The sequence below is a fragment of the Asticcacaulis solisilvae genome (genome assembly GCF_052327315.1).
In the GTDB taxonomy this organism is placed as follows: domain Bacteria; phylum Pseudomonadota; class Alphaproteobacteria; order Caulobacterales; family Caulobacteraceae; genus Asticcacaulis; species Asticcacaulis solisilvae_B.
Genome location: NZ_CP166196.1, coordinates 2,306,569 through 2,328,059 on the forward strand (window position 1 = coordinate 2,306,569; position 21,491 = coordinate 2,328,059).

Genomic DNA, 21,491 nt, shown 5'->3' on the forward strand with positions numbered 1-21,491 from the left:
TTTTTCGATTTCTGCCGCTTGGGGTCGTTGCGTTCGTGAAAAGACGACACTATAAGACGCGCTCCGATTTGAGGCCTCGGTGAGGACTTTTGCCTTCAAGGGCTGCGTCTTACGACTAAACCTTGGGCCAGCAAAAGTTTTTTTCGTTTTCGGACTTGAGCTTTTTTTAAAGGTCAAGTTTAAGGCGTCCGGTTGAATGTGACCACGTGCGTTTGGGGGAATGTCCCGAGCGGCAAAGGGGGCGGACTGTAAATCCGCTGCGTAAGCTTCGCAGGTTCGAGTCCTGCTTCCCCCACCATCGCACGTCACATCCCGGCAGGCCTCCGATCAATCTGAATAAGAAGCGGCGCTCACGTCCGTGGCGGCTCTTCGGCGGGTATAGCACAACGGTAGTGCAGCAGCCTTCCAAGCTGAGGATGCCGGTTCGATTCCGACTACCCGCTCCAATTATATCCGCCTGACGCACAAGCAAACGTGCTTGTCCGTCCGTTTAACCCTTAGCCCTGATGGGCACACGGAGCCTGACCTATGGCCAAGGAAAAATTCAACCGTAATAAGCCTCACTGCAACATCGGCACGATCGGCCACGTTGACCACGGCAAGACGACGCTGACGGCGGCGATCACGATGGTCCTGGCGAAGACCGGCGGCGCGACGGCGAAGAAGTACGACGAAATCGACGCGGCTCCGGAAGAAAAGGCCCGCGGCATCACGATCAACACGGCGCACGTCGAATATGAGACGCAGAACCGTCACTACGCGCACGTCGACTGCCCGGGTCACGCGGACTACGTGAAGAACATGATCACCGGCGCCGCCCAGATGGACGGCGGTATCCTGGTGGTTTCGGCCGCTGACGGCCCGATGCCGCAAACGCGCGAACACATCCTGCTGGCCCGCCAGGTCGGCGTTCCGGCGCTCGTCGTGTTCATGAACAAGGTCGACATGGTCGACGACGAAGAACTGCTCGAACTCGTCGAGATGGAAGTCCGTGAACTCCTGTCGTCGTACCAGTTCCCGGGCGACGATATCCCCATCGTCAAGGGCTCGGCCCTGGCCGCCGTCGAAGGCCGCGACGCCGCCATCGGCGAAGACCGTATCCTCGAGCTGATGACCCAGGTCGACGCCTACATCCCGCAACCGCAGCGTCCGATCGACCTGCCGTTCCTGATGCCGGTCGAAGACGTGTTCTCGATCTCGGGCCGCGGCACCGTCGTGACCGGCCGTGTCGAACGCGGCGTGGTCAAGGTGGGTGAAGAAGTCGAAATCGTCGGCATCCGCCCGGTCCAGAAGACGACCTGCACGGGCGTCGAAATGTTCCGCAAGCTGCTCGACCAGGGTGAAGCCGGCGACAACGTGGGCGTGCTGCTGCGCGGCACCAAGCGTGAAGACGTCGAGCGCGGCCAGGTCCTCTGCAAGCCCGGCTCGATCACCCCGCACACCAAGTTCGTGGCCGAAGCCTACATCCTGACCAAGGAAGAAGGCGGCCGTCACACCCCGTTCTTCACCAACTACCGTCCGCAGTTCTACTTCCGTACGACCGACGTGACGGGCATCATCCGTCTGCGCGAAGGCGTGGAAATGATCATGCCGGGCGATAACGCCGAGCTGGACGTCGAACTGATCACCCCGATCGCCATGGAAGAAAAGCTCCGCTTCGCTATCCGTGAAGGCGGCCGCACCGTCGGCGCCGGCGTCGTCGCCAAGATCGTCGAGTAACCAGGGGCACGGCCCCTGGACCCGGACGTTCGACACGTTGCGAGCTCAGACCGGACATAGGGTGCCTGACGCATCTGACTAAGACTACCAGAGCCCTTCCGGTCCGCCGGGAGGGCTTTTTGTTTTGCTCCTCCCCATGCTTCGCATGGGGAGGGGGACCCCGAAGGGGTGGAGGGGGCGTAGCCGGCCAAAGCCGGCGAAGCTAAAGGAAGAGGCCACAATTTACGCCGACCCACAAAGCCCGACTGCCTGGCAAGCAAGATACCCCTCCACCCCTTCTACACTTGCCGAGGCTATACCTCGGCCACGCTCACCGTCCCCACGCTGCGCGTAGGGAGGAGCGTTCGCGCTCGTTTCTTCTCCCTGCGCGAAGCGGTGAGGGCGGAGCTAAAGGACAGGGGTCATAGGGCCCCCACACCATCCCTTGCCATCCCCACCAAACTATGTCATAATTTACGTAAATGATTACATATCCAGCACCGGATTTCATTGCCGCCTTGGGCCAGCCCTTCCTGGCAAGACGCTTTCAGCGCCTTGTAGAAACCTTTGTCGACGATATCGAAAAATTCCTGCTGGATTCCGGCCTGACGGCGCCGGCGCGCAGCCTCTCGACCCTGCTGCTCATCGACGATATGCCGGGCCTGGCCATCATGCAGGTTGCCAAGCAGGTGCAGATGTCGCACCCCCTGATGATCAACCTGCTGTCCCAGCTCGAACAGCTGAAACTCGTCCACTTCACGCCGGACGAAAACGACAAGCGCCGCCGCCTGATCTTCCTCACCCAGGACGGCCAGACGGCTGTCGCCCGCCTGCGGACATTGCTGCCGGTGATCAACGCCGCCTATGCGGAGCTGGCCCGTGAAATCAACATTGATTTAACCATGGTCGTCAACCGCATCGATGAAGCCCTGGCGCGCCGCGGCTTCCGCCAACGTCTCGACAGTATCGCCGAGATCCGCGCCGACCTCACGCCACAACCCGGCCAGGAACCCTAGCCGAAAGCATAGAAGGTGTTGGCCGTCAGCCGGCCCGTCCGCGGATCGTCGCTTAAAACCGCCCCGTCGAACAAGGCGCAGTGCAGGATATTGCTCTGATACAGAACGATACGATTGAAGCGCATTTCGACACGATCCACCATCTCATAGTTCGGCGTGTCAGGCCCGGCAAAGTTAATCAATAGTTGATTATCGCGCTCGATCTCGTCGGCCACCGTCAGCATATAGCCCTCGCGCCGAACGGCATCGATCGACTCGTAGCCTGTCGCGTGATGGCGGAAGAAGGCCGTCCCGCCGCCCTGGCCTTTGCAGAGATAATGCACCATGGCAAGGCTCTTCGGGTTCGGCTGGTCGTAATGCGGAATGCGTTGCAACGGCCCGAAGCGTTCCAGCCCCCAGGTCGCCAGGGCGAAGAAGCCGTAGGCGTTCAGCCGGGCATCGACAGGCAGCCCGAAACCCCGCGCGAAGGTCGGCCGCAACACCGGCGCCAGGGTCTGAAGATAGGCGGGGGGAAGGGCGGCATTGACACCCGGATAATAGGTCGTCTCCGGTGGCGCCCAATCGGCCGCGGCGGCATGGTCCGCCAGCGCCTCGGCGTCGCTGTCGACGAACACGTCGTCGATGACGATCACCGGGTTCAATTCCCTGCCGATCCGCCTCAGATTGACGCGCGCGGCCGGATTAAGTCTCAAGTCCAGGGTTCCCGTTTCCATGCGCAACCCTAACACGGCGACCGCAAAATAAAATTGGTCTTCTTGCTCTTGCCCTCGATGTGTCGGAAGCTTCCCTAAAACAGGGAGTGGCATAATGGACCGCGTACGTTTTACCTCGCTCGACGTCTTTCGCGGACTGGCGATCTGCCTGATGATCGTCGTCAATACGCAAGGGGCGGGCGCAAAGCCCTATCCGCTGCTCGAACACGCCGACTGGTTCGGTTTTACCGCCGCCGACATCGTCTTTCCGTCCTTCCTGTTCGCCACCGGCAACGCCATGGCCTTCGGCGGCAGGCTTTCCGAAAGCGGCTTCTGGATAAAGACCCTGCGCCGTACGGCCATCATCTTCGCGCTGGGCGTCTTCCTCTACTGGTTCCCCTTCGTTCAGCATACCGACGCCGGTTGGGTCCTGAAGCCGTTCTCCGACACGCGCCTGATGGGCGTCCTGCAACGCATCGCGCTCTGTTACGGCCTGACGGCGATCGCCGCCCGCTATCTCGGCGTACGCGGGCTTATCGTCCTGTCGCTGGTCCTGCTCTTCGGCTACTGGGGCATCCTGATGTACGCCGGACCGGCGGGGGAGCAACTCTCGAAGGCCCAAAATATAGGCAATGTCATCGACCTGGCCGTCCTCGGCAAGGCGCACCTTTATAAGTGGGACGACGGCTTCGAGCCCGAAGGCCTGCTGGGCACCTTGCCCGCCTGTGTCAACGTCATCTGGGGTTATCTGGCCGGTCTCTATATTCGCAAACATACCCCCAGCCGTTATGTCGCCATGCGCTTCCTGACAGCCGGCATCATACTGATCGTCCTGGCGCTCGGCTGGAACACGGTCCTTCCGGTCGGCAAGAAACTGTGGACCTCGAGCTTCGTTCTTCTGACCGTGGGCATCGACCTGGTCGTGCTGACCGTCCTGATCTCGCTGCTCGACCTGGCGGGCAGGGGAAGGGCCGTGGCCCGGTTCTTCGAGATTTTCGGCCGCAATCCGCTGATCATCTACCTGTTTTCGGAGCTTCTGGTCGTCGTCCTGTGGATGATTCCCATAGGCAAGGACGATTCCTGGACCTGGATCGGCAAATCGGTGTTCCAGGCCATCGCCCCCGGCGCGCTTGGCGCGCTCCTGTGCGCCATGGCCTACGCCCTGGTCTGCTGGCTGGTGGCGTGGATATTGGACACGCGCAGAATCATCATCAAGGTCTAAGGTTCGTATTGTATACGGACCCGGAAGCCACACATCCGCAGATTTTGCAGCGCCGCGCCAATTCCATCGGTGTCATAATGTAATATGATGGAAAATTCTTTATATAATCAGTAACTTGAATATTTCAAATTTGAAACAAATATCGCAACGCAACATGAAATGACCGTTGTCATCTCACACATGCGTGTTATGGTTGCTCGTTCCTGGGGGAAGACGGGGGGCAAAGCCCGGATTTTTTTGGGAATGTTTCGTCAACGGAAACATCAAGGGGTTCCAATGAAATTCAAGTCGATCATCGGTGCTTGCGCCGCTGTTGCGCTCGCTTCGGCCGCTCTGTCCACGACGGCTCACGCCGAAGACGCCAAGCCGCAACCGAACGCCTATACCGAGTGCGGTATCGGCGCCGCCATCTTCAACAACAACCACGTCGCGGCCGCGATCTCGAACGTGATCTGGGACTGGGGCACGACCGCCCTGTCGTCGGCCGTTTCGTCGCCGGATCAGTGCTCGGGCACCCATGCCAAGACCGCCATGCTGGTCGGCAGCTCGTACGCCGCCCTTGAAACCGACATCGCCGTCGGCCAAGGCAAGTACCTGACGGCTCTGGCCGATGTCATGAACTGCCAGCAAAGCGCCCGCACCGCGCTGTACAACGACATCCGCGTCAGCTTCGCCGACGTCGCCACCAAGCCGGAATTCGTCAACATGACGAAGGACCAGAAGGCCGCCGCCCTGTACAACGTCGTCGACACGACCGTCGCGACCAAGTATTCGGCCACCTGCGCCGCCGTCTAAATATCAGTTTGCGTTCAGCGGGGGTCCGGCATCGGGCCCCCGTTTCAGTTCGGGGGCGTTGTGCTGAAATCCCTTATCCTGGCCGCCACGGTCTCGGGGCTTATGGTCTCGGGCACGGCTCATGCTACCGGCAGTGCCAGCCTGGCGTCGGATCCGACCTGGCGCGGCCTCCTCGGTTATCACGGCAAGGACACGCACAGCGACGTCATCTCGGAAGGCTTCTTCCTGTCTCCGCAAGGCGCGCACGATCCGCAGGCAGAACTTGACGCCACGCTCGTCGCCATGGCCGCACCGGCTGGCGACAATCCAGACCAACATGCCCAATGCCGGTTCCGCGGCCGTTATGTCTGGCTGCAATCGCGCCACGCCCTGCCTGCGGACATCCCGGCGGTGCATTGCGAAGTATTCGAAAAATGGCGCGGGCCCAAACCCGTCACCGGCGCCAGCATCATCTTCGCCTCCGGCGACCTCAGCAACCCGGCGACCTTCTACGGCCATATGCTGCTGCGCCTGACGACCGACAGCGCCAGTCCCGGCGACGCCCTGCTGGAAAACACCATCAGCAACGGCGCCTATTTTCCCCCGAGCGAAAACGGCTTCGTCTACGTCGTGCGGGGCCTCAGCGGCCAGTACCGCGCCACCTATTCCAACATGACCTTCTTCATGCACCTGCATCGCTACAACGAAAAGCAGATGCGCGACGTATGGGAATACAAGCTGTCGCTGACCCAAGATCAGGCCGACCTCCTGGCCGCCCACGCCTTCGAGCTGCAGGGCGTCTATAACCGCTACTATTTCCTGCGTCAGAACTGCGCCTACCGCATCGTCGACCTGATCGATGTCGCCACCGGGCAGGACCTGATGCCGGACAAGCCCTGGATCATGCCGGTCGACACGCTGGACGGCCTGTCCAGGGCGCGGAACGGCGACCGCCCGCTGGTCGCCAGCGTCGAGCGCCTGGATTCGCGCAAGACGCGGCTCAAGACCAAGTACGTCGCCCTGACCTCGGCCGAAAAGGGGAGGGTGACCGCCTATCTGCGCACGCCCAAGGCCGGCGCCGAAGCCGATGTCGCGGGACTGGACACCCGCTCCCAGGGGCGGGTTATCGAAACCCTGCTCGACTACTATTCGGCCGAAAGCTTCGAGGCCAACACCATTCAGCCGGCCGACGAGGCCGCGCGCCGCGACCTACTGGTCGCCCGCCTGCGCCGGCCTGCCGGCGGCGCCGATTTCGGCAATCCGGCTCCGCCGCTGAAACCCCATGAGGGCCAGAAGTCGAGCATGACCCAGTTCGGCCTGATGGGAAATTCGGCGCTGGGCACCGGCATGGATGCCCGCATCCGCTTCGCCTATGACGATTTCCTGTCGATTACGCCGGGGGCGCTGCCGTATTCGGAACTTTCCTTCGGCGACATCCGGCTGGAAAGCGACGGACGCAAGGTGACCCTGCGCGCGCTCGATGCCGTGCGCATCACCACGCTCAACCTGTCGCAGACCGGCCTGCCGGGGCAGGGCGGCTTCGCCTGGCGCCTGCGCCTGGCCGCCGACCAGGAGCGTCTGTCGTGCAACGACTGCCTTGCCGGCGTCGCCGAAGCCAATGTCGGTAAAAGCGCCTGGCTCGGCCGTTCTCTGGTCGGCTACGCCATGGTCGGCGGGCGGCTGGTCGGGCCCAATGCGAAATACGGCGCGGTGCAGACCGGCGTGACCCTGGGCCTGGTCCACAACGCCACCCAGCCCTGGCGCACCATGGCCGAGTTCGCCGCCTGGCAAGACCTGTCGCAGGCCGGTCATCCGCTGGTCCAGGCCAGGGTCGAGACGCGCTATGCCGTCGCTCAGGATGTCGACGTCTACGGCGAACTGCGCGCCGAATACGACGGCCACCGCACCGACCGGCAGTGGCGCACGGGACTGGCGCTTTACTGGTGACCTGAAAGCGATATGCAATACCCGGTTTCGGGCTGCAAGCGGGTGTCTATTACCTGCCATGTAATTGCGGCCATACCGGCTTTCTCCGACCATGGACCGGCGCATCGGCTGCGCGAACCCAGCCCCCGGAGACACGACCATGACCGATTTTCCCGTCCACACGCTTGAAACCGCCCCGCAAGCCGCCCGGCCGGCCCTCAGCGGCCTGAAGGCCGCCTTCGGCTTTATCCCGAACATCGCCGGCGCCATGTCGACCTCGCCCGTGCTGGTCAGCAGCCTGGCCGCGCTGTTCCAGAACGTCCACGGCGGCAGCTTTTCCGAACGCCAGATCCAGGTTTTGCTGCTGACCAATGCGGTGACAAATGCCTCCGAATGGCCGGTCGCCTTCCATTCCTACCTGGCCTTGCAACAGGGCCTTTCGCAGGCCGATGTCGACGCCGTCCGCGATGGCCGCCTGCCGTCCGAGCCCGGATTGGCGGCCCTGTCGCACCTGGCGCGGACGCTGATCGAGACGCGCGGCCGGCTGGCCCAGGCGGATATCGACGGCTTCCTCGGCGCGGGCTTCAGCCGCGAACATCTGCTCGAAGTCATCGCCGTCACGGCGGCTTCGACGATCACCAACTATACGGGCAGCGTCACGCGGCCCCCGCTCGAGGCGCCCTTCGACGCCTATGCCTGGTCCAGACCTTGATCCTTTATGGGCCCGGCCGATAAGGTCGGGCCTATCTTTGCGCGGTGCCCCATGCCTCTTTCCAATCCCACGACCGCCGGCCAGTTGCTCCGCCAATGGCGCGATCTGCGCGGCAAGTCGCAGCTCGACCTGGCGCTCGACACCGGCATTTCGCAAAAGCACGTCAGCTTCGTCGAAACCGGCCGCTCGACGCCCAGCCGGCAGATGATCGTCGACCTCAGCGACGCCCTCGACGTGCCCTTGCGGGAGCGCAACATCATCATGACCGCGGCAGGCCATGCGCCTGTCTACGGTGATGAGCCGCTGACCGCGCCGGCCATGCAGGCCATTGCCGGCGCGGTCCGGCGGATGCTGAAACACCAGGACCCGTTTCCCGCCGTCGTCATGGACCGCTATTGGAACGTCATCGACAGCAACGACGCCGCGCCGGCCTTTTTCGGCCGCTTCATCGACCTGGGCAGCCGGCCGAAACCGCGCAACCTGCTGCATCTGATGTTCGATCCGGCAGGCCTGCGGCCCTGTCTCACCGGTTTCGAAGATACGGCGCGCAGCCTGTTGTCGCGCATCCGCCGCGAAGCAACCGGCGGCGTGCCCGATGCAAAGACCCATGCCCTGATCGCGGATCTGATGAGCTATCCCGATGTGCCGCAAGAGATCGAGCCTGCGCCACAGGACATCATGCCGATGATTCCGCTCGGCTTCCGGACCGGAGAGGGCGTCATAAACCTCTTTTCCATGATCACCACCGTCGGCACGCCCCAGACCATAACCGCCCAGGAAATCCGCATCGAAACGATGTTTCCGGCGGACGACGATGCCGAGCGCGCCTATTTGCACTTCATGCGCGATGCCTGACGCTTCACAAGCGGAGAATTGCGCTCTACATCTTGAGGCATGAAAGAGTTGATGCGCATCACCGATCCCGTCCTCATCAGTTACGTGGAGTCTCTGCTGAAAAGCATGAATATCCGCTACTTCGTCGCCGACCAGGCGATCGGCGCCGCCGAGGGCTCCATCGGCGCCTTTCCGCGGCGCATCCAGATCGCACCCGAGCATTTCGAAAAGGCCAAGGCCCTTATGGTCGATGCCGGGCTTGAAAACGAGTTGCGCCCGTAACTTCGTTACCAATGCAACAGGCTTGACTTCGCCGCACCACCGTTTAGCGTTCCGACATAACCCGTGGGGACCGCGCCTTCCATGAAAACCAGATTGTCTCTGATCCTGTTGGGATCCGTTCTTATGGCCACAACCAGCCTGACCTCGCCAAGCCTGGCCGCGCCCGCAGCCGCCGCAAACGCCCTGCCGCTGACGCCCGAACGCATCTTTGCCGACCCCGACCTGTCGGGCCCCAAGGCGGTCGGCGTCAAGCTGTCACCCGACGGCGAGCTTCTGACCTATCTCCAGCCGAAAAAGACGAACGCCCAGGTCCAGGACCTGTGGGCCGTACCGGTCAAGGGCGGCGATCCCTTCATCCTGATCGACGCCGATACGCTGTCCGACAGCGGCAAGGCCCTGTCCGAGGCGGAAAAATCGCGGCGCGAGCGCATGCGCGTCTCGGCGCGCGGCGTCGTCGATTACGACTGGTCCGAAGATTCCAAATCGATCCTGGTCCCCCTCGACGGCGACGTCTACATGGTCGACCGCGCCACGAAGGCGATCAGGCGTCTGACCAACACGCCGGGCGACGAGATCGACGCCCACCTTTCGCCCGACAACACGTCGGTATCCTATGTGCGCGACCAGACCCTGTTCGTCCGCGACCTGAAGACCGATGGTGAAACACAAGTGACGCCAAAGGGCGAGGGCACGACCACCTACGCCACCGCCGAATTCATCGCCCAGGAAGAGCTCGACCGCCACAGCGGATACTGGTGGTCCCCCACGGCGAAGCAGATCGCCTACCAGAAGACGGATGAGGCGGGCGTCAAGATCGCCGAGCGCGTCGAGATCGGCGGCGAGGGCGTCAATATCGTCCAGCAGCGCTATCCCTTCGCCGGCACGCCGAACGCCGTCGTCGAGCTTTACGTCAAGATTCTGGGCGGGTCCGAAGTCAAGGTCGATCTCGGTTCGAACCCGGACGTCTATCTGGCGCGCGTCAACTGGTCGGCGGACGGCAAGACGCTCTACGTCCAGCGTCTGTCGCGCGACCAGAAGACGCTCGACCTGCTGGCGGTCGACCCCAATACTGGCAAGTCGCAAGTCACCCTGTCCGAAACGTCGGACAGCTGGGTCGAGCTCAATGACGACTTCAAGCTTTTAAAGTCCGGCGGTTTCCTGTGGGCGTCCGAACGCGACGGTAACAAGCACATCTATCTCTACGATACATCGGGCAAGCTCGTGCGCCAGGTGACGCACGGCGACTGGCCGGTCGATCACATCAGCGACGTCAACGAAAAGACCGGCGAGGTCTTCTTCGAGGCGTCGAAGGACACGCCGATCGAGCACCGCCTGTACAAGGTCAGCTACAAGAAACCGACCGAGCCCGTCGCCCTGACGCCGGCCGGCGGCTGGTGGACCGCCACCGTCAGCGGCGGCGGCGCAGCCTTTATCGGCGGCTATTCCGATCCTGAGACCCCGCCGCAGTCGGCACTTTACGACGGCACGGGCAAGCGCCTGCGCTGGATCGAGGAAAACAGGCTCGACGCCTCGCATCCGTACGCGCCCTATAAGGACGAATATGCGCCGCCGGAATTCGGCACGCTGAACGCTGCGGACGGCCAGACGCTGCACTGGTCGATGCTTAAGCCCAAGGGGTTCGATCCGGCGAAGAAATATCCCGTCATCGTCTCGATCTACGGTGGCCCGGCCTCGGCCCTTGTGAAAAAGACCTGGGTGGCGCCGTCGGCACGCCTGTTCCAGGAGGCGGGTTTCATCGTCTTCACGCTCGACAACCGCGGCACCCCCGGCCGCAGCGTGAAATTCGGCCGCGCCATCTACAAACAGTTCGGCGGTCCCGATATCGATGACCAGATCGCGGGTGCGCACTGGCTTCAGACCCAACCCTATGTCGACGGCAAGCATATCGGCATCATGGGCTGGTCGCAGGGCGGCTTTGTCACCCTGATGGCGATGACGGCGAAGGACACGCCGTTTGCCGCCGGCGCGGCCGGCGCGCCGCCGACGCAATGGGCGCTGTACGATACGGCCTATACCGAGCGCTACATGTCGACGCCGGCCGCCAATCCGGACGGTTACAGGAATTCCGATGTGCTGAACCGGCTCGACAACCTGAAGCCGGGTTCGCTGCTGCTTATGCAGGGCATGGCCGACGACAATGTCCAGTTCTCGAACTCGACGCGCGTCATGCTGGCCCTGCAACAGAAGGGCGTGCCGTTCGAACTGATGCTGTATCCCGGCGAACGTCACGGCGTGCATGGCAATCCCAAGAACCTGCAGCGCTATCGGCTCTATCTCGACTTCTTCACGCGCAAGCTGAAGCCCGAAAGCTGATTACTGGCGACTTGCAATCAAGGCCGATGCCTTGATCGTGGCGTGGCTGGCGCCGGCCAGCCTGGCAACCGCCATCTGGTGCAGGTTGTCCAGTCCCTGGATCAGGCACGCTCCGGTCGCCGCCCGCGCGGCCGTGATCAGCCCCGCCAGATATGTCGTCAGCGCAGCGTCGTCCCGGCGCGCCCCGTCGGAATCGATGCTGACGCCCGACAGGCCGCAGCCCTTAAGCGCCGCGATGGCGCGCACATCGGCGGGCGCGTGCCCCATGGTGGTCATGCAATACGGTCTCAGCAAAGCCGCGACTTCCGACACCCGGCCGGGCGGCACGCCTTGCAGATGACGGATTTCGAACAGCACCTTCAGGCCCATCTCCTGCGCGGCCTGGGCGACCATGGGCGCCAGGCGCGACCGCGCCTTGGCCGAGGCGAAGGTCGAAAAGGCCGCCGGCACGAACATCACCATCCTGCGGTTTTCCGGCGCGCGCATCTGCAAAAGCCGAATGCCCTGCTCGACATTGGCGATGTCGATCATTTCGCGGTCGGCCCAGTCGAGCGCCGCCAGCGCCTTGCCGTCGACCGGAAACCCGGTCCCCGCCTCGGTCACCACCGGATCGAAGCGGTGGCCGATCATGGCCAGCTTCTTCATTTCGAACAGGGGCTGCATGGCGCAGGCCACGCGCAGCTGCCGGCTGCCGGCGGTCAGCACCGCCGCCGACCCGGCGGCGCGCTGGATCGGACGCAGGGTATTGGCTTCTCCCGGGCCGCTACTGGTCATGGCGGTCATGGCCGGGGCAGGGGCAGGAGCCGGCGCCTCGATGGTGCGCATGACGCCGGGCGCCAATCCGGCGCCGCTTCCATGGATGGCGTGCGACGCCCCCGCGTTCAGTCCGGCGCCGCTGCCTTGCAGGGCCTGCGCCGTGCCCGCCGCGCCCGTGCCCGATCCGGTAAGCGCATGCGCGACCCCCGGCGCGCCGGTGCCCGCCCCCTGGATCTGGTGCATGACGCCTACAGGCGCGGCGCGGCGTTGCGCTTCACCGCTACCGGCCGGCACGGCGGCGCTCGCTTCACGAAAAGGCCGGGCGTCGGCGCGGTCGAAATATTTGGCCAGGTCGATCGGCACAATACGCATCACGTCGACATCGTGCGCGATTGCTTCGTAAAGCGGCGGCGCCAGCCCCGACACGTCGCCGATAAAGAAGTGCGCCGTCGTGTACCACAGCTCCGCGACGCTCAGGGCACCCTTGTATTCGCCCAGGGTCAGGATGACCACCAGGAAGCAGTCGTCATTGATGCGGATGCACCAGTCGGGTTCCTGGAACTTGCGCTCGAAGCCGGCCTTGAGGTGCTCGAAAACAAGCTCGCGCTTCTGATCCCACTTGCCGCCCAATCGCTCCACCAGGAACTCGAGGCGCAACAGGTAGGCGCGGCCCAGCGCATCCGCGTGGGTTTCCCTCAGCCTCTCGATGACTTCGGCAGCGTCGTCCTGTTCAAGCGTCAGGAAAAGCCGCCCGGACGCGTCCTCGACGATTGTGGAAACGCGGCCTTCGCTGGTCTCGGGCATGGTCGGCACTCTACCTTTAGTTCAGGCTGCGCCTTCTTGGTTGAAAATGACTTAACCGTCTGTTTTGAGGACGAAGACATATCGCGGCAATACTCTTTTAACCTCCACGGCGGACTCTTCGGACAAGCGAAGGCAAAACGGGGTAAGCGCATGTCCGGCAAGGTCCTGCTCGGCGAACTCAGCAGCGGATCGTACGTCCAGTTGGCGCTGGCGGATGCCGGTCAAAGGCCCGACGTCGTCCAGACCTATGCCTGCGCCAGTCTCGACGATTTCGAAGGCGCCATAGGCGACTTCCTGGCCGAACAAGGCCAGCCGCAGTTGATGGCCGGCGCCTTTTCGACCTCGGGCTGGGACATGGACGGTCAGATCGACCTGGTGCATTTCGGCTTTACGCTGAAACGGTCGCGTCTGACGCAACTGCTGAACGTGGCGGGCGTCAAGCTGGTCAACAACTTCGTCGCCGAAGCCCTGGCCCTGCCCATCCTGGAGGCGCACGAGCGCCAGCATATCTGCGGAGAAGAAGGCCCGCCGGGCCACGTCGTCGCCGTCATCGGGCCGATGACGGGTCTGGGCGGCGCCTTCCTGTCGCCAAACGGCCACGGCGGCTGGGTCGCCAGCCATTGCGAAGGCGGCCACGCCGACTTCGCCCCGCGCACCGAACTGGAAATCGAGATCCTGCGCGTGCTGATGCGCAAATACGGCCACGTGTCGCGCGAGCACGCCGTATCGGCCAAGGGCCTAAGGGAATTGTGGTCATGCCTGGCCGCGATCGAAGGCGACGCGACCGAGACGCCGTCCATCGAGGAAATCCTGGCCCTGGCCTGCGTCAGCGACGCCCGCGCGGCCCAGGCCGTTCGCTTGCAAACCGAAATCTATGCCGGAACCGCCAGCGACTTCGCGCTGATGACCGGGGCCAGGGGCGGGGTCTATCTCAGCGGCAGCTTCCTCGAAGAGCTGGGCCCTCTGTTCGATCCGGCCGTTTTCGCCGCGCGCTTCTACGACAAGGGCCGGGTATCGAGCTACGTACGCGACATTCCGGTCTACCGCATCACCGTGCCCGACAGCGAAATTCTCGGTATCAGCACCCTGTTCGACGCGGCCGGCGCGTAATTTATTACAACCGTTTCATGACAAGCTTTTAAGTTGTCGCGCGTGCAACGAAAGTCCATTGTCCCGCCATCGCCCGCCAAAGGGCATCAGCAGGGACCTGTTCGCAATGAAGACATTCGTTCTGGCTTCGGCCGTTTCCATCCTGGCTTTGGGCGTGGCCGGGGCTGCCATGGCCTCGACCGAGGTCGAACTGAAGGACGTGGCGGCGCGCGTCGTCGTGACCCCGGAAAACCGCGCCGATGTCGATCTCAAGGTCGCCTACGGCAAGTCGCAACTGCCTCAGATCATGCTCCACACGGTCGGCAACAAGCTGGTGGCCGACGGCAAGCTCAAGGGCAAGCACCTGCAATGCAAGGGCAACAATGCCGTGTCGGTGGACGGACAGGGCACGCTCGCTTCCACCGACCTGCCGACCATCTATATCAAGGTGCCGCTGAACGCGTCGGTGGCCGCCGGCGGCGCCACCTTCGGCCAGCTGGGGCCGTCGCAGTCGCTGGAATTCAGCCAGGGCGGCTGCGGCAACTGGACCGTCGGCGACGTGGCGGGCAAGGCCGAGATCAATATCGGCGGTTCGGGCGACGTGACCGCCGGAAGCACGAAGGACCTGGAAATCAATATCGGTGGCTCGGGCAATTTCCGCGGCGCCAATGTCCAGGCGATGGAAGCCAATATCGGCGGCAACGGCGACATCGCGGTGACGCGCATCAACGGTACGGCCGAGGTCAATATCGGCGGCTCGGGCAATGTCATCGTCACCGACGGCGCGATGCCGAGGCTCGAAGTCAATATCGCCGGTTCGGGCGACGTGCGCTTCGGCGGCGAGGTCAAGGATGTCGAGGTCAATATCGTCGGCTCCGGCGACGTCCGCCTGAAGCGCGTCACCGGCAATGTCTCGAAATCCATCATGGGCTCGGGCAATGTAGTGATCGGGCAGTAACCTGCCGTCGCTACGACCTTCGAAGGCGGCGCTCGACAGGGCGCCGCTTCTTTGTTTCAGAGTACTCGATCAACTGATGGAGGAGCCTGATGGACGATAAGGCGGCGCTTTCGGCGCTTTTCGCAAAATTGGGAGCGCCAAACCCTGAAAATTGGGCCAACTCACAGATTCAGGAAGACATTCCGCAGTTGCACCGTTTTCTGTTTCTGCGCCAGGCGTGGAAAAATATCGTGCATAATGGCGACACTGCATGGATGTCACGCGCGTTGACCACGCCTCCGCACGGCCCGGGCGGTGCGATCGCCCCGGCATTGCGGCGCCTGCTCGATCTCGGGTGCGATGCGGGCGACCTGACGACTGTCGTCCGCACCTTGCAATGGCAGCTTCTTTTCAGGCTATGCTATCTGCTGGACGACCCGGACCTGGAGGGCGAAGACAAATCTGTCGATGATCTGGCCTGGGGCTTGTTCGAGGTCGATGCCGATGGGCGCCCCGGCCGAGCGGTAAATGGCCTGCACGAATCCGTTCTCGAGACTGATCCCGAAGGCAAAGAGATGTGCGGGTGACAGGCTGGCTAACTCTGTCGGTTCCACTCAACCTGTTGCGGTTTAGCCCTTTTTCGCCGCACGGCCCTGTGTTAACGATTATCACAAGGGTTGACGAAAAAGAGGGTGGGACGTGTTCGAGGAAGATGTCAGGCGGCGCATTCAGTTCGCTCCAGCGCCTTCGTGGGTCAAGGAACTCGATTTCAAGCGCCCGGCAAAACTCGACCAGGGCAAGGCGCCGTGGGGCATGTACACCTGGCTCGTCGACGACCAGAGCCGCCTCGACGTCCGCCCGCAACGCTACAACCGCACCATCGAGGAAGTCGTCAACCTGTCGTCGCTGGATTACCTGGCCAACGTCATGTTGCCGTTCAATCCCTATTACGACGACCTGACCATACACCATATCCGCATCCTGCGCGGCGACGAGATCATCCCGGTCGATGTCGAAAAGCGCTACTTCGTCATGCGCCGCGAACGCAGTTTCGAGCGCCTTGTGCTCGACGGCCGCTGGACCATGGCGATCAACCTGCCGGACGTCCGCGTGGGCGACATCATCGACACGGCCATGACCCTGGCCGGCGACCCGGCCTGCTTCCAGGGCGAAATCTCCATGCCCGTGCCGCTGCAAAGCGGCATGTACTGGGAGCGCCGCCACGTCCGCATGATCGTGCCGCCGACGCGCAAGCTGATCCTGAAACCGTTCGCCGCCGGCTGGTTCGAGCCCAAGAAGGCCGCCATGCCCGACGGCTCGACCGAGCTGACCTGGGACGACGAACAGGTCCCGCCCTGCGACTACGAGCAGGACATGCCGGGCTGGGTCATCCCGTCGCGCGGCTTCTTCACCACCAGCATCGACAGCTGGGAACGCGTCGCCGACCTGATGCGCGCGGGCTTCGAAGGCGACACGGACTATCCCGCTGGCCTTTTGCAAGTGATTGCGGACATAGAGACGGCGCACAAGGATCCCAAGGACCGCATCGTCGCCGCCGTACGCTGGGTGCAGGAAAACATCCGCTACTTCGCCTTCTCGTTCGGCGAAGGCGGCTTCGTGCCGCGCACCCTGCAACAGATCTACCAGGACCGGATCGGCGACTGCAAGGACGTGTCCAAGACGATCGCCGCTATGCTGACGCGCATGGGCATCGAATCCTACCCGGCGCTGGTCGACACCCGCCGCGGCCACGACCTGAAGAACCAGCCGCCACGCCTGGGCGCCTTCAACCACTGCATTTCCATGTGCTACCATGAAGGCAGGACCTACTGGTTCGAAGGCACGTCCGACGTGCCGCAGGGCGGCGACCTCGACCACCTGGCGCAGAACGATCTGGGCCACGCTCTGATCCTCAAGCCCGGCGCCGACCTGATCCGCATGATGGATAAGCGCCCCAGCCTCGATTACGAGGTGCGCGAGACCATCCATCTGCCGAAGCTTGCAAATGGCAAGGATCATCGCGAGACGATGATCGAGATCGACTACATCTATCGCGGCGCCCGCGCCGACGGCGTCCGCCGCGCGCTGCAATACCAGAGTCTGAGCAGTTATATCGAGGACCGCTGCGCCCTGTTCAGCTACATCTACGGCATGAACATGTGCGCCATTCCGCAGATGGTCGACGACCGCAAGACCAACGAGATCACCATCAATACGCTGGTGACGACGCCGAACCCGTGGCACCGCACGGGCGCCCAGTTCGAGCGCATCTTCTTCAGCCCCGAATCCGGCTTCGACTATGTGGCCGAGGAGCCAGGCGGCCGCCGCTACTATCCGTTCGACATGGGCGACGTGCGCGAAGGCCGCATCACGACCATCATCAAGACCGATTACGACCTAGATCTGCCGCTGAAAGGCAAGACCTGGGATTTCGGCGGCGTGACCCTCAGCTTCGCGCCCCGCAAGACGGCCGAGGGCTATGAGGCCGTGCGCGACTACGCGGTCAACCGGCCGTGGCTGACGCCGCAGGAAAAGACCGCGCTCGACCAGGCCTATCACGAGCTGACCAGCTTCGACCGCCTGGCCGTCCGCGTGCAGGAGAACCGTGTCGTCACCTGGCTGCCGGGCTTCCTGATGCGCGCCGCCATCTGGGCCGCTATCCCGGCGATCGCCGTGGCTGCGCTGGCAGCCTTCGGAAAGTTGTGATCGCACCCCGTCGAGGCTTAAGCCGGCGCGCGGCGCTGACGACGTTGGCCGCCGCCTTTCTGGCACCGGCGGTGGCGCGCGCCGGCACAAGCGATATCCCCGCGCTGAAGGACGTCTTCAGGGATCATTTCAAAATCGGCATGGCGGTCGATCCCTGGGTGGCCGTGGAACCTCCGGCGCGCGACATCCTGATCAAACACGCCAGCAGCATCACCGCCTGCGAAGTGATGAAGCCCGATCCGATGGGCGTCGCCGCCGATATCTACAGTTTCGGCGATGCCGACGCCCTGGTCGATTTCGCCCGCAGCCACGGCATTGCCGTGCGCGGCCATACCCTGTGCTGGCACAAACGAGCGTCGGACTGGTTCTTTGCCGGCGATCCCGCCGACGCCGCGTACGCGTCGCGCGTCCAGGCCCGGCTCGAAACCTACGTCGTCAATGTCGTGTCGCATTTCCGCGGCAAGGTCTATGCCTGGGATGTCGTCAACGAAGCGGCCGCCGACTCTGGCGCCGACGTGGGCGGGGGCGCCTACCGGGACTCGCGCTGGCACCAGGTCCTCGGCCCTGACTATATAGACATCGCCTTCCGCGCCGCCCGGGCCGCCGACCCGGCGGTGCAGCTTTTCCTGAACGACTACGGCCTGGAAAAGCCCGACAAGCGTCAGCGCTTCATGACCATACTCGACGAAAAGCTGAAGCGCGGCGTGCCTGTAGATGGTGTCGGCCACCAGCTTCATCTCAGCATCGGCTCTACGACCGCCGCCGACATCGAACCGGCCCTGGCCGCCGTGGAGGCGAGGGGGCTGGTCAGCCACGTCACCGAGCTCGACATCTCGGTCTACGGCGATCCCGCCTCGTGCTGGGATACGCCGCCGGCAGGCTGCCAGCCGGAGATCCTGCCCGGCAGCGCGGCCTACGACGCCGCCCTCAAGGCCCAGGCCGACATGTACCGCTCCCTGTTCGACCTGTTCACGGCCCACAAGAGCGTGACCTCGGTGACCACCTGGGGTGTGGCTGACGACCAGACCTGGCTCGATGCCTATCCGATAATGCGCAAAAACTACCCTCTGCTGTTCGACGCCCAGGGTAAGCCCAAACCGGCCTTCCGGGCCGTGGCCGATACGACGCACCCCGCCGAATAGCGCGTGGAAGCGCTGCCACGGCAGCTTGACGGCGAAAGGCCCGCCGCGCTAAGCTTTTGCCACATAAAGATAATTATACAAATACTACGGAACAGGGAGCGAGTTATGACCAAGGCAGCCAGCCGGCGTGCCGTGCTTTTCGGTGCGGGTGCAGCGTCCATTCTTTCAGCCTGCGGCGGCGGTGGCGGAGGCGGCGGTTTTTCCAGCGGCGGCGGTTCGTCGTCGAGCTCAAGCTCCAGTTCGTCTTCCTCGTCGTCGTCTTCATCGTCCTCGTCGTCCGCGACCGGCGGGCTGCCCGATCCCGCGACCGCGCCGGCATTGAAGACGACCTTCGCCTCGAACTTCAAGATCGGCATGGCGGTCGATCCGGGCCTGACCTCGCAGACCATCACCAATGCCGTCCTGGTCAAGCACGCTTCCAGCATTACCGCCGAAAGCGTCATGAAGGCCAGTCCGATCGGGGTATCGGCCGGTGTCTACGACTACAGCCAGGCCGATTTGCTGATCGCCTACGCCCAGGCCAACGGCATCGCCGTGCGCGGCCACAACCTTGTCTGGCACCAGACATCCCCGTCCTGGTTCTTTGCGGGCGATCCGACCGACGCCGGCTACAAGGCGCTGGTGCGTTCGCGGCTTGAAACCTACATCACCGACGTGGTCACGCACTTCAAGGGCAAGGTCTATTGCTGGGACGTGGTCAACGAGGTCACCAGCGACGACGGCTCGAGCACCTACCGCAATTCGCAATGGTACCAGATCTTCGGCGACGCCTATATCGAATACGCCTTCCGCGCCGCCCGCGCCGCCGATCCGACCGTCCAGCTGTTCATCAACGAATATTCGACGGAGGATTCGGCCAAGCTCGGCCGGCTGATGACCATCGTCGACACCATGCTGGGGCGCGGCGTGCCGATCGACGGCGTCGGCCACCAGCTCCATATCAACACCAGCTATCCGCCGGTTGCCAATGTCGGGGCGGCCCTGACGGCGGTCGAGAACCGCAGCCTGATCAACCACATCACCGAGCTCGACATCTCGCTCTACAATGATCCGGGCAGTTGCTATTCGTCACCGGCTTCGGGCTGCCAGGCGCAGATCACGGCGGGAACGGCGGCCTATACGACGGCCATGCACGACCAGGCGGTCCAGTACCGCGCCATGTTCAACCTGTTCACCAGCCATTCCAGCGTCAAGTCGGTGACCATGTGGGGCGTGGCCGACAACCACACCTGGCTGAGTTCGTTCCCGATCGTGCGCAACAACTATCCGCTGCTGTTCGACACGTCCGGCAATCCCAAGGCGGCCTTCTGGGCGGTCAGCGATCCGACGTTTACGCCATAGGCCGTAGGCCGTGCCCGCAACAGATGTGCAAAATCGCAACAAGCCTGTTGCCCTTTGGCGCGAGCGCTGATACATCGCTGCCCTCCTGCTTCGCACCGGCTTCGATGCGAGGCTGACAATAGGGGTATAGCTCAGCTGGTAGAGCGCCGGTCTCCAAAACCGGAAGTCGTGGGTTCGAGTCCCTCTGCCCCTGCCACTCTTCGAATTGACGAGGCTTGAAAAACCGTTTTCGAGCCTCATTTCTGTTGTTTGAAAGCCGCGCCAGTCGCGGCGGGTCGAACAGGATAGGCGTTAGACGGTGAAGAAACCAACTGCCAAGCCGCAAGGCAACAAGGTGCAGGTCGCCCCGCAAGGCGGCACGGCGATCGGCAAGATCGAACCGGTGAAGGCCGCGGCGGTCGCCGCCGAGCCCAAGAAGCCGTTCAATCCGGGCCGCTTCATCGCCGAAGTCCGTCAGGAAGCGCGCAAGATCACCTGGACCTCGCGCAAGGAAACCTGGATCACGACGGTCATGGTGCTTATCATGGTCGTGGTCGCGGGCCTGTTCTTCTTCGTCGTCGATGGCGCCCTCGGCTTCCTTACGACGCTTCTCACCAAAATCGGCCAAGGCTAAAGGCAAAAGACATGGCTTCTCCTGCTGTCGACGTAACGGCTCCGGTCTCGAATCCGAACCACAAGTGGTACATCGTCCACGCCTATTCCAACTTCGAAAAGAAGGTGGCGGAATCGTTGCGCGAACAGGCCAAGTCGCAAGGCCTGGAAGACAAGTTCTCGGAAATCCTGGTTCCGACCGAAGAGGTCGTGGAAATCCGCCGCGGCCGCAAGTTCAACTCGGAACGCAAGTTCTTCCCGGGCTACGTCCTGGTGAAGATGGAACTGTCGGACGAGGCCTATCACCTGGTCAAGAACACGCCCAAGGTCACGGGCTTCCTCGGTTCGGGCTCCAAGCCCATGCCGGTCAGTGAAAAGGAAGTCCAGGCGATCCTGGGCAACCAGACCGCCGCGGTCGAGCGTCCCAAGCCCGCCATGTCGTTCGAGATCGGCGAAAAGGTCAAGATCGTCGGCGGCCACTTTGCTTCGTTCGACGGCGTCGTCGAAAGCGTCGACCAGGAACATGCCCGTCTGCGCGTCTCGGTGTCGATCTTCGGCCGCGCCACGCCGGTCGACCTGGAATACGGCCAGGTCGAGAAAACGGCTTAATCACACCTCATATGGAATTCGAAAAG

19 protein-coding genes and 3 tRNA genes are annotated in these 21,491 nt (G+C 63.1%); 20 read left to right on the top strand and 2 right to left on the bottom strand.

Features of this window, described 5'->3' with window-relative positions; all coding sequences use genetic code 11:
- Positions 1–214 precede the first annotated feature (214 nt).
- From AB8717_RS10895 to AB8717_RS10910, 4 genes are all read left to right on the top strand, one after another.
- Positions 215–298, top strand: a tRNA-Tyr gene (locus tag AB8717_RS10895).
- 74 nt (positions 299–372) lie between these two features.
- Positions 373–446: transfer RNA gene (locus tag AB8717_RS10900), tRNA-Gly, on the top strand.
- An 82-nt stretch (positions 447–528) separates the two neighbouring features.
- A complete protein-coding gene (gene tuf, locus AB8717_RS10905) occupies positions 529–1,719 on the top strand; it encodes an elongation factor Tu (protein WP_443747361.1) in 1,191 nt (396 codons plus the stop codon).
- Between the two features lie 461 nt (positions 1,720–2,180).
- The gene (locus AB8717_RS10910) at positions 2,181–2,714 is read left to right on the top strand and encodes a MarR family winged helix-turn-helix transcriptional regulator (protein WP_443747362.1); all 534 of its coding nucleotides are present in this window, start codon (positions 2,181–2,183) and stop codon (positions 2,712–2,714) included.
- Here AB8717_RS10910 and AB8717_RS10915 read toward each other — a convergent pair.
- Complete coding sequence (locus tag AB8717_RS10915) at positions 2,711–3,427, bottom strand: DUF6445 family protein (protein WP_443747363.1); 717 nt, start codon at positions 3,425–3,427, stop codon at positions 2,711–2,713. The genes AB8717_RS10910 and AB8717_RS10915 overlap by 4 nt on opposite strands.
- Positions 3,428–3,521: 94 nt before the next feature.
- Here AB8717_RS10915 and AB8717_RS10920 point away from each other — a divergent pair, with 94 nt between their 5' ends.
- The 7 genes from AB8717_RS10920 (at position 3,522) to AB8717_RS10950 (ending at position 11,490) form a co-directional block, all read left to right on the top strand.
- Positions 3,522–4,628: an acyltransferase family protein gene (locus AB8717_RS10920; RefSeq protein ID WP_443747364.1), complete on the top strand. Its 1,107-nt coding sequence runs from the start codon at positions 3,522–3,524 to the stop codon at positions 4,626–4,628.
- 276 nt (positions 4,629–4,904) lie between these two features.
- The gene (locus AB8717_RS10925; RefSeq protein ID WP_443747365.1) at positions 4,905–5,423 is read left to right on the top strand and encodes a DUF3015 family protein; all 519 of its coding nucleotides are present in this window, start codon (positions 4,905–4,907) and stop codon (positions 5,421–5,423) included.
- A gap of 60 nt (positions 5,424–5,483) precedes the next feature.
- Positions 5,484–7,349 carry an Lnb N-terminal periplasmic domain-containing protein gene (locus tag AB8717_RS10930; RefSeq protein WP_443747366.1) on the top strand — a complete coding sequence of 622 codons (1,866 nt, stop codon included), beginning with the start codon at positions 5,484–5,486 and terminating at the stop codon, positions 7,347–7,349.
- Between the two features lie 139 nt (positions 7,350–7,488).
- Positions 7,489–8,040 carry a carboxymuconolactone decarboxylase family protein gene (locus AB8717_RS10935; protein ID WP_443747367.1) on the top strand — a complete coding sequence of 184 codons (552 nt, stop codon included), beginning with the start codon at positions 7,489–7,491 and terminating at the stop codon, positions 8,038–8,040.
- Positions 8,041–8,091: 51 nt separating this feature from the next.
- Complete coding sequence (locus AB8717_RS10940; protein WP_443747368.1) at positions 8,092–8,895, top strand: helix-turn-helix domain-containing protein; 804 nt, start codon at positions 8,092–8,094, stop codon at positions 8,893–8,895.
- 39 nt (positions 8,896–8,934) lie between these two features.
- Complete coding sequence (locus AB8717_RS10945; protein WP_443747369.1) at positions 8,935–9,156, top strand: putative signal transducing protein; 222 nt, start codon at positions 8,935–8,937, stop codon at positions 9,154–9,156.
- Between the two features lie 123 nt (positions 9,157–9,279).
- On the top strand, positions 9,280–11,490 hold the full coding sequence (locus AB8717_RS10950) for a DPP IV N-terminal domain-containing protein (protein WP_443747370.1): 2,211 nt from the start codon (positions 9,280–9,282) through the stop codon (positions 11,488–11,490).
- Here the strand turns inward: AB8717_RS10950 and AB8717_RS10955 are convergent, their stop codons facing one another.
- A complete protein-coding gene (locus AB8717_RS10955; RefSeq protein WP_443747371.1) occupies positions 11,491–13,050 on the bottom strand; it encodes a hypothetical protein in 1,560 nt (519 codons plus the stop codon).
- Between the two features lie 150 nt (positions 13,051–13,200).
- On the opposite strand from AB8717_RS10955, the gene AB8717_RS10960 reads away from it, so the two are divergent.
- From AB8717_RS10960 to nusG, 9 genes are all read left to right on the top strand, one after another.
- Entirely contained in the window at positions 13,201–14,160 is a 960-nt protein-coding gene (locus AB8717_RS10960; protein WP_443747372.1) for a glucokinase, read from the top strand.
- Positions 14,161–14,266: 106 nt separating this feature from the next.
- On the top strand, positions 14,267–15,097 hold the full coding sequence (locus tag AB8717_RS10965) for a GIN domain-containing protein (protein WP_443747373.1): 831 nt from the start codon (positions 14,267–14,269) through the stop codon (positions 15,095–15,097).
- Positions 15,098–15,186: 89 nt separating this feature from the next.
- Positions 15,187–15,663: a hypothetical protein gene (locus AB8717_RS10970; protein ID WP_443747374.1), complete on the top strand. Its 477-nt coding sequence runs from the start codon at positions 15,187–15,189 to the stop codon at positions 15,661–15,663.
- Between the two features lie 112 nt (positions 15,664–15,775).
- A complete protein-coding gene (locus tag AB8717_RS10975; RefSeq protein WP_443747375.1) occupies positions 15,776–17,782 on the top strand; it encodes a DUF3857 domain-containing transglutaminase family protein in 2,007 nt (668 codons plus the stop codon).
- Between the two features lie 44 nt (positions 17,783–17,826).
- Complete coding sequence (locus AB8717_RS10980; RefSeq protein WP_443747376.1) at positions 17,827–18,924, top strand: endo-1,4-beta-xylanase; 1,098 nt, start codon at positions 17,827–17,829, stop codon at positions 18,922–18,924.
- 105 nt (positions 18,925–19,029) lie between these two features.
- Complete coding sequence (locus tag AB8717_RS10985) at positions 19,030–20,265, top strand: endo-1,4-beta-xylanase (RefSeq protein WP_443747377.1); 1,236 nt, start codon at positions 19,030–19,032, stop codon at positions 20,263–20,265.
- 120 nt (positions 20,266–20,385) lie between these two features.
- Positions 20,386–20,461: transfer RNA gene (locus tag AB8717_RS10990), tRNA-Trp, on the top strand.
- 102 nt (positions 20,462–20,563) lie between these two features.
- Positions 20,564–20,878: a preprotein translocase subunit SecE gene (secE, locus tag AB8717_RS10995; RefSeq protein ID WP_443747378.1), complete on the top strand. Its 315-nt coding sequence runs from the start codon at positions 20,564–20,566 to the stop codon at positions 20,876–20,878.
- An 11-nt stretch (positions 20,879–20,889) separates the two neighbouring features.
- Positions 20,890–21,465: a transcription termination/antitermination protein NusG gene (gene nusG / locus AB8717_RS11000; RefSeq protein ID WP_443747379.1), complete on the top strand. Its 576-nt coding sequence runs from the start codon at positions 20,890–20,892 to the stop codon at positions 21,463–21,465.
- The last annotated feature ends 26 nt before the right edge of the window (positions 21,466–21,491 follow it).